Here is a 12,553-nt window from a genome sequence, read left to right as displayed (position 1 = left end):
TAAAAGAATCAAATGATAAAAGCTCTTTTGTGTATCGCCTAAATGAAGAATACTTTCTTTTCTAAATCTCAACAGTTTGTTTTTATATGACGAATTGTAATATTAAGTGCAACACCTAGCTGAAAACACAAAAAAACCCATAACGGCCTCGTGTAGAATAGAGTTACCACACAAAATTCAACGGAGGATTCGTTATGAGCTATGTTCATCTTACCACATCAGAAAGAGTCAAAATAGAGACGTATCTCGAGTTGGGTTTCTCTGTCCGAAAGATTGCTGGACGCCTGGGGCGTCAACCTTCTACGATTTCACGAGAATTGAAACGAAATCCTTACTATGATGCTTCCTGTGCTGACCAGCGTTATGTGGAACGCAAAAAGAAGTGCGGTGCACGGACGAAGTTTACGCTCGAAAAAGGAGTCCGTATCCTCGAAAAGTTACGCGAGACATGGTCCCCTGAACAGATTGCCGGACGATTATTCCAAGAAGAAGGACTCTCGTTCAAGACCATTTATCGCTGGATCTATACGGGCCTCGTCGAGGCCGATTCTGGACTCCTTCGACAAAAGGGAAAGCGTCAGAAACCACGTGAGACGCGTGGACGCTTTAACGTCGGACTGCCAATCAGTAAACGTCCGTCTGACGTCAAAGGGCGCCAAACGTTCGGACATTGGGAGCTTGATACTGTTGTCTCGGGTAGAGGGAAATCCAAAGCCTGTGTCGCAACGTTCGTCGAGCGAAAGAGCCGTTTTTATCTCGCTGTACCGATGGAAGATCGGTCCGCTCAATCGATAGAGTCTGCGATTCAAGCATTGCATCTTTACTTCCCGTTGGGAACGTTCCAAACTGCGACGACAGATCGTGGAAAAGAGTTTAGCTGTCATGAACGAATTCGTGACACGTTAGGCGTACCGATGTATTTTGCGGATCCGTATTCTTCTTGGCAGCGTGGGAGTAACGAGAACGCCAATGGTCTTCTCCGTGAATTTTTCCCGAAGGGGACAGATTTCGGAAAGGTCAGTCGTTCTGAACTCGCTCAAGCGCTCGCCTGGATCAATGGGAGACCGCGAAAATGTCTCAACTGGAAAACTGCATACGAGGTCTTCACGGAAGAAGTGTTGCACTTAATTTGACAAACCGTCTTTTCTATTAATGCTGGGAGTTCTGGGAGTTGTACTAGCAGGGTGTAGTTCAGGCAACAATGCAGTTGATGAAGGCCCCAACAAAAAGGAGCTTGTTGCAGCAGTGGGAGAAAATGAGAAGCAAGAAGGGGAGAATACTGAAGAAATGGCTGGGAAAACAGCTGCCCAATATTATTATACTGCAAATGAAGGTGGAAGCATTTCCAAAATTGACGCCGCAACCAACACAATTATAAATACGATTGAGCTGGAAGGTTCTGTTCATAATGTCCAAGTATCTCCAGATGGAAAAATCATTGGTGCAACCCTTGTACCGGAAACAGGCGGCCATGACGAAGAGGATGAAAGCCATGAAGAAGAGGGCGGCCACGGAGAGGGGAATAGTGGAAAAGCGCTTTTCTTTGATGTGGAAAGTGATGAACTAATCAAGGAAGTTGAAGTAGGAAATCACCCTGCCCACATCGTATTTACTGAGAACGGGAACTTTGCGGTCGTGACGAATAATGAGGATAACAATATTTCTGTCATAGATATGGCAAGCTACGAGGTTGTCAATACGGTAGAGACAGGAATAGGCCCTCATGGATTCAGGATTTCAGCCGATAGCCAGAAGGCTTATATTGCGAACATGGGAGAAGACACAGTCAGTGTGGTGAACCTAGAAACGATGAAGGAAGAAAAACGGATCAAAGTCGGTGCAGTTCCCGTTACTGCAGGTGTCACATCGGATGGAAAAACCCTTGTGGCCACTTTAAATGCTGAAAATGCGTTGGCTGTAGTGGACCTTGAGACTGAAAAGGTTGAAAAAATCGAAGTTGGCGTGGGTCCGGCACAGGTTTATGTTGATGTAAATGATGAATTTGCCTATGTGGCAAACCAGGGTACAAAAGACGCTCCATCTAACTCCGTCACAGTGATTGAACTTGCCTTAAGGAAAGCAACTGCTGAAATTATAACCGGAAAAGGGGCGCACGGAGTCGTAACCAGTCCGGACAATAAGAAAGTATATGTAACCAATATGTTTGAAGATACAGTGTCAATCATCGACAAAGGGCAAAACAAGGTAATCGAAACGATCGAAGTGAAAGGTGTTCCAAATGGTATCAGCATAACAGAATAACGCCAAGCCCCGCTGCCCACATTGATATGCTCCCCAATAGGTAGACAGATGAAATAACAAATCTGTTTATTCTATTGGGGAGTGTTTTTTATGGCGAGAAGTCGGCATACGATCGAACAAAAATTGAGTGCGCTGCGCATGATGGAAGAAGAAACATATACTTGGAAAGAAATCATGGAGGCTCATGGCGTCTCTAGGAACACCCTCCAGGTGTGGAAAGTGAAATTCGATACCGGTGGGATCGATGCGTTGAAGGAATCGAAGGCATGGAAATCTTACACCAAGGAACTGAAAATCGCGGCCGTCCGCGACTATCTCGATGGGTTCACTAGAATGGAGGTACTCTCCAAGTATCAGATCAGTGATTGGTCTGTTCTTCGTAAATGGATTAAGAAGTATACTAGTCATAGCGAGTTAACAGATTCGAGAAAAGGGATGGATCGAGCTATGACAAAAGGAAGAAAAACTACATTCGAAGAGCGCCTTGAGATCGTGAAATATTGTTTGGAGAATGGACGCAACTACCAGCAGACCGCGGAACAATTTCAGGTGTCCTATGCCCAGGTCTATGGCTGGATCAAAAAGTATGACACGGGCGGGGCAGAGGCGCTCGTGGACCGCCGTGGGCGTACGAAGCCAGAGGACGAACTAAGCGAAGAAGAGAAGCTTAAGCGCCGTATCCAGCAAATGGAGCTTGAGAATGAACTTCTTCGTGCGGACATGTTGATTTGATCTTGTAATTGAGTGAGTGCAATTTCATGTGACGACACCTTTCGCTCATACTCCTCTTGGAGTCGTTCAGCTTCTGCAATTACGCTTTGTTCAAGGTCATGAATGGTATTTTTATATCGCGCGTTGATTCGCTCATGTTCTTTTTGTTGCGTTTCTAGTCGAGTGGCTCGTTCATTGAACAGGGCAAGCACTTGATTCAGTGCTGCTTCGAGTGATTCGTTCTCCTTGACGACTAAGGGGTCCGGTGACTGTTTATCGGCCAATGATATTAATTGCTCGAATAATTGGTTGGTTGATATTTGACGTTGCTCCATTAAACGCTGAATATGTTCTTTCACTTCTTGTGACACGCGGAATGACGTCACCTTGGTCTCGTTTGATTCCAATTCTAATCCCTCATTTGGTTATTATTTTGTATACAGCATATGTAGTTCCTATATTTAAATCATTTAAATACAAGTTGTTATAAAAAAAATCACTCATAAACTGGCACTTTGTGGTGTAGGAAGGTATACATTTCGACGTCGAAATGTATACCTTCCTACACTTTTTACTTATGAGAATGTCTCAATAGTAAGCTAGTAGTCGAATCATCTATTTAATCCTAGCGACTAAGCAACAAAACGCTTAAGACAATTCCTACTTTGTTTTATTACATCATATAAGAGATGACAGTAGTTAACAATTTAAAGCTGTATGAGTTCAAAATAAATACGACCCAACTAAGTACGAATCGAATTAGTGTTTTGAGAGAAACAATAAGCTTAAAGAAACATACAAAATGGACACGAATATATAGATTGACAAATAACGTTTACAGTTGTAAATTTAAATCGATTACAAACGTAAACGAAAAGAGAGGAGAAAAAATGCTTTCGAAATTTCAATTATCTGATTTGCAAATGGTTAATCACTCTACGCAGCCTGTAGTCTTAAAGTTCACCGCCGATTGGTGCCCGGGATGCCGTCAGCTCGCACTACTATTTGAAAGCGTTGCTGAAGGATATCCAGATGCGTTTTCTAGACAAGAATATAGCCAATGAAGACTGAATAGCGAACCCAAAAACATAATGGTTGACAGTCGACGTTTACGATTGTAAACTGAAAACAAATAAAACGTTTACGATTGTAAACTTAAAATTGGAGGTTAGACAAATGGCTGAACATGTCGAAAAACAAATCACGGATTCAGAATGGGAAGTCATGCGTGTCGTTTGGGCCCAAAAGCACGTGACCAGTAAAGAAATCATCGAGGTATTGGAAAAGAAGATGAGCTGGAAGCCTGCGACGACGAAGACATTCATTGGAAGGCTCGTGAAAAAAGGGATGCTCTCAACCGAGGCCGAGGGGAAGAAATTCATCTACTCCGCGAACGTCGTTGAAGGTGACGTCATCAGAGAGACGTTACACGATCTACTCGATCATATCTGTGAAAGGGATGTCGGTAACACAATCGGAACGATGATCACACAGGCGACACTGAGTGTACAGGATATCGAGAATCTCAAAAAAATCCTTGAGATGAAGGAAAGTGAAGCGGTGGAGGACATTCCATGCACCTGTACCCCGGGTCAATGCAGATGTCAGGACCATTCCTGTGGATCCAGACATTGAGTTTGAAATGATGTCAAGAAGGTAGTGAATAGGAGGAGATTCAAGATGAAAAAAACGATTTTAACGATTAAAGGTATGTCATGCGCTCATTGTGTCAACAAAGTCGAGTCAGCACTTGAAGGTCTGAATGGGGTTGAAAGTGCGAAAGTCAACTTAAAGAAAGGCATTGCAAAAGTGAAGTACGATGAAACACGACTAGATGTGAATGAATTTAAAGAAGTTGTGGGCGAGGTTGGTTACGAAGTCGAATCAGCCCAATAATAATGGAGGTAAGACGATATGGAGAGTAAGACATTTGCCGTGGAAGGGATGACCTGTGCGTCCTGCGTTCAGACAGTTGAAAAAGCAACAAAAAAATTGCCTGGCGTAGTGACCTCCAACGTCAACCTAGCGACTGGGAAATTGAGCATTCATTACGATGAGACGAAAATCTCGCCGCTGGATATTCAGACGACCGTCGAGAAGGCTGGCTACAAGGCCTCAACCGAGACCGAGCAAAGATCATTTGTCATCACAGGGATGACTTGTGCCTCGTGTGTGCAGACGATTGAGAAGGCCACGAGGAAAATGGTGGGTGTGACTGAGTCGAATGTGAACTTGGCGACAGAAAAATTAGTTATTCGATATGATCCTCAGCTGGTGACTGTATCAGATGTCATCCGAGTGGTGGCAAACGCCGGATATGAGGCAAGAGAAGATCAAGAATCAGCGGATAGTCAAGATACAGAGAAAGAAAAGAAACTGAAAAAAATTCAATCGATGTGGAACCGATTTGTAGGGTCGGCGATTTTCACGATTCCATTACTCTATGTGGCGATGGGGCATATGATCGGCCTACCCCTACCGATGGCATTGCATCCAACGATGAACCCAGAATTGTTCGCTGTCTTGCAGCTCATGATGACCATCCCAGTGATGTTGTTCGGATGGAAATTCTTCTCCGTCGGATTTAAGACATTGTTCCGAGGGCATCCGAATATGGATTCACTTGTCGCCCTAGGGACGAGCGCAGCCTTCTTCTATAGCGTCGGTGCCACCATGGCTATCCTCTCAGGTTATGAGGGATACGTGAATAGCCTCTACTATGAGACAGCCGCAGTCATTCTCACGCTGATCACATTAGGTAAATATCTTGAAGTCCGGTCGATGGGTAAAACATCCGAAGCGATTGAAAAATTGATGGGACTGGCACCTAAGACGGCAAAGGTCGTCCGCAACGGACAAGAGTTAGAAGTATCAATCGACGAAGTCATCGTCGGCGACACGATTATCGTAAAGCCTGGTGAGAAGATTCCGGTGGATGGCGTGGTTCTATCAGGTAATACGTCTGTAGACGAATCCATGCTGACCGGTGAAAGTATCCCTGTTGAAAAAAATGTGGGTGCTCAAGTCATCGGTGCCAGCATCAACAAGAACGGGATCATCCAATACCGAGCCACGAAAGTCGGTAAGGATACGGCGCTATCTCAAATCATCAAATTGGTCGAGGATGCACAGGGCTCTCGAGCTCCTATCGCAAAACTGGCCGATATCATCTCCGGATACTTTGTACCGATTGTCATCGTCGTCGCGATCCTTTCAGGAATTGCATGGTATTTAGGCGGTCAGACCGGCCTCTTCGCCTTGACGATCACGATTTCAGTACTGGTCATCGCCTGCCCTTGTGCACTAGGTTTGGCCACACCAACAGCAATCATGGTGGGTACGGGCAAAGGTGCTGAGAATGGTGTGTTGATCAAGAGTGGCGGCGCCTTGGAGACGACCCATAAAGTCCAGACGATCGTGTTCGACAAGACAGGGACGATCACTGAAGGAAAACCGAAAGTGACAGATATCGTGACAGTGAATGGACATCAAGAAGATGAGTTGTTACGCTTGACCGCTTGCGCTGAAAAAGGGTCTGAACATCCATTGGGCGAAGCAATCGTAAGAGCGGCAGAGGACAGAATGATGCGTGTCATGGATATCGATCGTTTTGAAGCCATCCCAGGGCACGGGATCGAAGTCCTGATCGACGGAAAAGTCTTGCTTGCCGGAAACAGAAAATTGATGAAAGACCGCGGCATCTCACTGGATGTCCTTGAAGGCGCTTCAGACAAACTCGCACACCAAGGCAAGACGCCGATGTATATCGCGATTGACCAACAAATCGCAGGGATCATCGCTGTCGCAGACACCGTCAAAGAAAACAGTCGTAAAGCCATTCAGAAACTTCAACGAATGGGTATCGAAGTAGCCATGATCACCGGAGACAACAAAGGTACGGCCATGGCGATTGCGAGACAGGTCGGGATCGATCGGGTACTGAGTGAAGTGTTACCTGAAGATAAAGCGAACGAAGTGAAGAAGTTACAGGCCGAAGGGAAGAAGGTCGCAATGGTCGGTGATGGAATCAATGACGCACCAGCCTTGGCCCAAGCAGACATCGGAATCGCGATCGGTTCGGGTACTGACGTTGCGATCGAATCTGCAGACATCGTCTTGATGCGAAGCGATTTGATGGATGTACCTACAGCTGTCGAATTGAGCAAGTCAACCATCCGCAACATCAAACAGAACCTGTTTTGGGCATTTGCCTATAATGTCATGGGTATCCCGTTTGCGATGGGGATTGTTTATCTACTCGGCGGGCCCTTGTTGAACCCGATACTTGCCGGAGCGGCCATGAGTTTAAGCTCAGTCTCGGTCCTGGTGAACGCACTCCGTTTAAAACGATTCAAGCCTTCGATGATCAAATAAAAGGAGGGAGTGGGATGGATACAGCCCTACAGCTCGAGCTTTACACGCGTCCGACGTGTTCAGATTGTCAGGATGCCAAAAAATATTTAAAAACAACCTCAGTCCTTTATGTGAACAAAGATGTGGGTGCGAACCTTGACCTTGAACAAGAAATGGTAGCGATATCAGGGAATCGAATCGTACCACTGTTTGTCTTCTACAAAAAAGGGATGCTCAGAAAAAGAAGAGTAGTGAAGTACTTTGTTGGCTTCGAGAACAACAAAGAAGAGATTCTAACATTGCTACGATAAGCAACGATAGCTCACTCTCAGAACCTGTTGAAAGCGTGTCGCGCAATGAGGGACACGAACATAAGGTGGCGAGGGTGTAAAAAAATCGATACTTTTACACCCTACCCATGTATGGTAATTAAATAATCAGGAGGAACATATAATGAAAAAATCAACATTTCAGGTAGCGGGTATGTCTTGTGGATCTTGTATCAATAAGATTGAAGGACACGTTGGAAAGTTAGCGGGTATTGAATCAGTGAAGGTCAATCTTTCGGCGGGAGAGGTGGACGTGACGTTCGATGAAAGCCAACTCACACTTTCTGAGATTGAAACCGCAATTCAAGAGACTGGCTACGAGGTAACGGAGGCGACCGTTAAAATCGGTTGTTCTTGCTGCAAGTAATGGAGGTCGAGTGACGGTGCGATCAAGGACTACACAAAGGAGTGTTAAACGTGAAAGACCATGGACATCATCATATGAAGAACTTGACGGGAAATGAAGTGTCTGTAGAAGCTAAATATGAATTCGGGAAAATCAGTATCGAGTTAAAGGATCAACATCAGCAAGCCCCGGAACTCGAAGTCAGCCATGAAAAGGAATTCCATTTGATTCTCGTGAACGAAGACCTAACTGAGTACCGACACCTCCATCCGTTTAAAAAGGGTGAGGGTCGATTCGAGCACCCCGTCCAACTTGAGGCAGGGGCGTATAAACTCTTCGTGGATATTCAGCCTAAGGGACTGGCATATCAAGTGAAGCCGGTTCACTTACAGATTGATCATCAGTCCTCTTCCTCTATCGAATCGTCACTTAAAGTGGATGAGCGTCTGACGAAGACGATTGAAGGTCATACCGTCGAGCTGTCGATTGACTCTTTAAAAGCGCATGTCCCGACTGTCTTCAGCTATGACACCAAAGAAAGTAACCCGGAGCCATACCTTGGAGCACTTGGTCATGTCGTCATCTTGGATGAAGCCGGAGAACAGTTTATCCATGTGCATCCTTCTTCTCATGATACGACGGAATTTGAGACGGTCTTCCATAAACCTGGCCTATACAAGGTCTGGGCCGAATTCCAGTTCCATGGGACTGTGCACACCTATCCTTTCGTCATTCGTGTCTCAGATTGACCATGAGCGACCCATGGTTCCTCGTTGGGTCGCTTTCCTGTAATCGTTGTAAGCATAATTTTCGAAGGAGAGGACTCAGATGATAGAAAGTGAGCGGCTGGACACTCATGGTGATCGAAAAACCAAGATGAAATTCATCCTTCTACTCGCGTTACCAGCGGTTGCCGAGAATTTTTTCCAAACGTTGCTCGGATTTGTCGATACGCTGTTCGTCTCAAGAATCGGCCTAGCAGAAGTGTCAGCGGTAGGAGTGACGAATGCCATCCTCGCCATCTACTTTGCTGTCTTTATGGCAATCGGTGTGGCAGTAAACGTTTATGTCGCCAATAACTTAGGCGCAGAACGAATCGAGCGCGCGAGACATATCGCGCAGCAGGCCATCGTCCTATCTGTCGTGGTCGGGGTGACCTTTGGGGTCGTGACGCTATTTTTCGCTGAGCCTCTCCTGCGGTTGATGGGGGTGGAGAATGACGTTTTAGAAGCTGGTAGCACCTACTTCAAAATTGTCGGGATCCCATCGATCGTGATGGCATTGATGTTTGTGCTCAGTAGTATCTTACGAGGTGCGGGAGATACAAAATCACCGATGAAGGTGAGCATCGTCATCAATGTCGTCAATATTGTGCTCGACTATATGTTGATTTTCGGTTTTTGGATCATCCCCGAACTTGGTCTCGTCGGAGCGGCACTCGCTACCGTCATCGCCCGGCTCGTCGGGACGCTCTTATTGATGAACTATATTCGTAAGACGGAAGTGATCGCCTTCAGGAAAGATTTCTGGAGACCGGATCTCGAACACCAGTTGGAGCTCATGAACCTTGGAAGCCCGGCGGCTATCGAGCGATTGATCATGAGAGCCGGACAGATCGTGTATTTCGGATTCATCGTGGTACTCGGGACGAACACCTTCGCCGCGCATCAAATTGCAGGGAATCTAGAGGTGTTCTCTTATATGTTGGCATATGGTTTCGCGACAGCAGCAACCATTCTCGTCGGTCGCAACGTCGGAGCGGGAGACCACGAGACCGCCAAAGAATATGCCAGATTGAGCACGTTCATGGCGATGGGCTTCATGTCCTTATTCGGGGTCGTCTTATTCTTCTTCGGAGGATGGGCAGGTTCACTTTTCACCGACGATCCCCAAGTCATCAAAGACATCGATGTCGCGTTAAAAATAGCAGCGGTCTTCCAGCCTTTCCTAGCAGTCGTCCTTGTATTGACCGGTGGATTCCAAGGAGCGAACAATACGAAGTTTCCAATGTATCTGACCACGATCGGTATGTGGGTGATCCGGACTGGGGCAGTATATGTATTGGCGATTCAGATGCAGATGGGCATTGCAGGAGTGTGGATCGCCATCGGTCTAGACATCATCTTTAAGGCGATCGTCCTTTGGATTCAATTCAGCCGAGGGCGTTGGATTGTAGCGGAATCCGAACCACAGAAACCCTGTCATCCCCAAACCAAGCATGAAGACGTGCGATGTATAAATAATTACTAACACTGGGCTAGAAATTGTAGGAAAGAGCAAAGTTGTTCTTTCCTTTTATCTTTTCTGAAAAAGTTATTAAAGGAGCCCGTCACGCCGACCTAAAGAAATCGAATCAGTGGTGAAAAACACACATATGTCATGCGGCCTATAGCTGCTCGATTATAAAAAATGGATATTTTTTTGTTCAGTATAGAAAAAACCTGGTCTTCGTCAAAAAGAACCAGGTAATTAAGAAAGTTATTGTTTATTCAAATCCATATTAGTTGTCAGTCGATGAATATGAACGGCTAGATAAGCTAGTTCCTCATTAGGAATTGTCACACCGTGCAACTGTTTAAGGTAGGCCCATACTTTGAATGAACCATTCATGGCCTTTGGGTAGATGTTCGCAATCTGTTCAAATAGTTGATCGGATTCTTCATTCAATATTTTTCCAGCATAAAAGCGTTCAGCGAAATATTTCACATGTGTGATGAATCATGAATAACGAATATCTTCTTCATCGGTTTCAATATTGTAAGCATTATGAAAACGTCCAATCATGAGAAGTTTATTCAATTTCTAAACGAGCGCCAAGAAGTAGTGGAAGCCCATCGTGTATCAGGAGAAGGATGTTACCATCTAAAAATAAAAGTGACATCTCAGGAAGAACTGAATCTCTTTCTAAATTCGATTCTTGAATACGGGAATTATACGCTTTACTTGTCTATCAACGAAATCAAGCGGCGTCTCTCGCCAATAAAAGACGTATAAAATATATCGCTAGCTGTACAAAAGTTGATAGAGACAGTTAAACACCTTAGAAAAATCATTTAATTCTATGAAAAAGCTCAAATTCTTGTGAACTGCCCCATAAAAATTGGACATAAAAAAATCTAACTTTGGGCTAACCTAAATTTTTGAGACAATATAAAAACACCTTCGCAGTGGTCCACTTTAAAAAAGTGCTGGCATCGGAGGTGTTTTTGCGTGGGCAAAAACGTATATTCAAGTGAAGTGAAGTGAAGTGAAGTGGGCAGTGGTGAGAGACAAACTAAGTTGTGAGTTGACGACTAGAGAGATTATGGAGAAACACGGAATCAAAAATGAATCCCAGATTCACACATGGATGAGATGGTATCGGTCCAATGAAATCTATCGATTCGGCCAACCGATCGGGAAGCAGTACACCTACGGACTCGGTCCTGATTCCGCCAGCGAGGATGACAAGAAAGAGCGTCAACTATCCCACCTGAAGACGGAGAACGAAATCTTAAAAAAATTCATGGAGATCGAAAGAGAGTTGAGAAAGAAGTAGTCCTAAAGGTTGTAGAGCTCCTGAGGAGCAAATATACAGTCACGACAATCCTACGTGTGATAGACGTTCCGCGGGCAACCTATTACCGTTGGACCAGAGAACCGGTGAAGCACCCTTCGGTGCTAGAGCAAACAATCGTCGCAGTATGTAAGCTTACAAAGTATCGATATGGACATCGAAAGATAAAGGCCCTGTTAGAACAAACCTATGAATTGGCAGCAAACCGAAACACCGTACAGAGAATCATGAAGAAGCACCATCTTCAGTGTCGGATCAAACCCAAACGAAAATGGAAGTCTCGGGGTGAGAGTATCGTCATCGCCCCTGACCTTCTCAAGCGAGACTTCACTGCCAGTAGACCGAATAAGAAGTGGGTGACGGACATCACCTACATCCAATACGGGGGCACGACGAAGTACCTCTCCACGATCATCGACCTATTCAACAATGAGATTGTTGCCTATAAGCTATACGATCATCACCAGACGCCCCTCGTCATCGATACGTTAAGGATGGCGTTGGAGAGTCGGAACAATCCCGAAGGGGTTATCATCCATTCAGATCAAGGAAGTGTCTATACATCATATGCCTTTCAAGATTTCGTAAAGAGGAAGTATCTGACGAGCAGCATGTCTCGAAGAGGCAACTGTTGGGATAATGCGGTAATCGAATCGTTTCATTCGAACTTGAAGTCTGAGGTGTTCCAGTACGTCAAGTTCAACTCGTTAAGCGACTATGAAGTGCGTGAGCGGGTGAATAATTACTTAACTTACTACAACGAAGAACGTATCCAAGAAAAATTAGGCTACCTCACACCGATAAAATATGGTGTGGCGGTAGCCTAATCAAGGTATTTTTATTAGTGTCTCATATAGCTAGGTCAGTCTAATCTTTTCTATTTTTTTTTAGGTTACAAATAGTTCATTGGGTTGACACTATTCGCTGCAGAATAACTGCTGTATTTATAACTGTTTTTATGAATCTCAAAGTGTAAATGATTTCCGAACGAGTTTC

Annotated in this window: 13 protein-coding genes and 1 pseudogene; 13 read left to right on the top strand and 1 reads right to left on the bottom strand. The window is 45.0% G+C overall.

The genetic code is table 11. The features are described from left to right. Window positions 1-194 precede the first annotated feature (194 nt). From KNQ08_RS16680 to KNQ08_RS16630, 11 genes and pseudogenes are all read left to right on the top strand, one after another. Window positions 195-1,133, top strand: a complete 939-nt coding sequence (locus KNQ08_RS16680) for an IS30 family transposase (protein WP_214806343.1) — start codon at window positions 195-197, stop codon at window positions 1,131-1,133. A 19-nt stretch (window positions 1,134-1,152) separates the two neighbouring features. Beyond that, window positions 1,153-2,262 carry a YncE family protein gene (locus KNQ08_RS16675; protein WP_214806341.1) on the top strand — a complete coding sequence of 370 codons (1,110 nt, stop codon included), beginning with the start codon at window positions 1,153-1,155 and terminating at the stop codon, window positions 2,260-2,262. A 90-nt stretch (window positions 2,263-2,352) separates the two neighbouring features. Continuing rightward, a pseudogene (locus tag KNQ08_RS16670) lies at window positions 2,353-2,988 on the top strand (transposase); the annotation flags it as partial. A gap of 674 nt (window positions 2,989-3,662) precedes the next feature. Then, window positions 3,663-4,037: a thioredoxin family protein gene (locus KNQ08_RS17060; RefSeq protein ID WP_081828361.1), complete on the top strand. Its 375-nt coding sequence runs from the start codon at window positions 3,663-3,665 to the stop codon at window positions 4,035-4,037. A gap of 112 nt (window positions 4,038-4,149) precedes the next feature. Next, window positions 4,150-4,608 (top strand): CopY/TcrY family copper transport repressor, encoded by a 459-nt coding sequence (locus KNQ08_RS16660; RefSeq protein WP_214806337.1) that lies wholly within the window; start codon window positions 4,150-4,152, stop codon window positions 4,606-4,608. Window positions 4,609-4,653: 45 nt separating this feature from the next. After that, a complete protein-coding gene (locus tag KNQ08_RS16655; RefSeq protein WP_029336168.1) occupies window positions 4,654-4,869 on the top strand; it encodes a heavy-metal-associated domain-containing protein in 216 nt (71 codons plus the stop codon). Between the two features lie 18 nt (window positions 4,870-4,887). Then, a complete protein-coding gene (locus KNQ08_RS16650) occupies window positions 4,888-7,347 on the top strand; it encodes a heavy metal translocating P-type ATPase (RefSeq protein ID WP_214806335.1) in 2,460 nt (819 codons plus the stop codon). A 14-nt stretch (window positions 7,348-7,361) separates the two neighbouring features. Further along, window positions 7,362-7,637, top strand: a complete 276-nt coding sequence (locus tag KNQ08_RS16645; RefSeq protein WP_214806334.1) for a glutaredoxin family protein — start codon at window positions 7,362-7,364, stop codon at window positions 7,635-7,637. Window positions 7,638-7,779: 142 nt separating this feature from the next. Then, window positions 7,780-8,022, top strand: coding sequence for a heavy-metal-associated domain-containing protein (locus KNQ08_RS16640; RefSeq protein WP_051627724.1), 243 nt, complete (start codon window positions 7,780-7,782; stop codon window positions 8,020-8,022). A 50-nt stretch (window positions 8,023-8,072) separates the two neighbouring features. Next, window positions 8,073-8,750, top strand: coding sequence for a hypothetical protein (locus tag KNQ08_RS16635; protein ID WP_236355812.1), 678 nt, complete (start codon window positions 8,073-8,075; stop codon window positions 8,748-8,750). A gap of 79 nt (window positions 8,751-8,829) precedes the next feature. After that, window positions 8,830-10,251, top strand: coding sequence for an MATE family efflux transporter (locus KNQ08_RS16630; RefSeq protein WP_214806333.1), 1,422 nt, complete (start codon window positions 8,830-8,832; stop codon window positions 10,249-10,251). Window positions 10,252-10,479: 228 nt separating this feature from the next. Here KNQ08_RS16630 and KNQ08_RS16935 read toward each other — a convergent pair whose 3' ends face one another. Next, complete coding sequence (locus KNQ08_RS16935; protein ID WP_353049234.1) at window positions 10,480-10,707, bottom strand: PRD domain-containing protein; 228 nt, start codon at window positions 10,705-10,707, stop codon at window positions 10,480-10,482. Window positions 10,708-10,767: 60 nt separating this feature from the next. Between KNQ08_RS16935 and KNQ08_RS16620 the strand changes: the two genes are divergently transcribed. Together KNQ08_RS16620 and KNQ08_RS16615 are read left to right on the top strand one after the other, a co-directional pair. Beyond that, window positions 10,768-10,995 carry an Lrp/AsnC ligand binding domain-containing protein gene (locus KNQ08_RS16620; protein ID WP_214686849.1) on the top strand — a complete coding sequence of 76 codons (228 nt, stop codon included), beginning with the start codon at window positions 10,768-10,770 and terminating at the stop codon, window positions 10,993-10,995. Between the two features lie 471 nt (window positions 10,996-11,466). Further along, window positions 11,467-12,384 (top strand): IS3 family transposase, encoded by a 918-nt coding sequence (locus KNQ08_RS16615; RefSeq protein ID WP_214806345.1) that lies wholly within the window; start codon window positions 11,467-11,469, stop codon window positions 12,382-12,384. Window positions 12,385-12,553: the final 169 nt, after the last annotated feature.

The organism is Exiguobacterium sp. s46 (genome assembly GCF_018618875.1).
GTDB classification, from domain to species: Bacteria; Bacillota; Bacilli; order Exiguobacteriales; family Exiguobacteriaceae; genus Exiguobacterium_A; species Exiguobacterium_A abrahamii.
The sequence above is the reverse complement of the archived record's forward strand: the minus strand, read 5'-3'. Positions and strand labels throughout refer to the sequence as shown.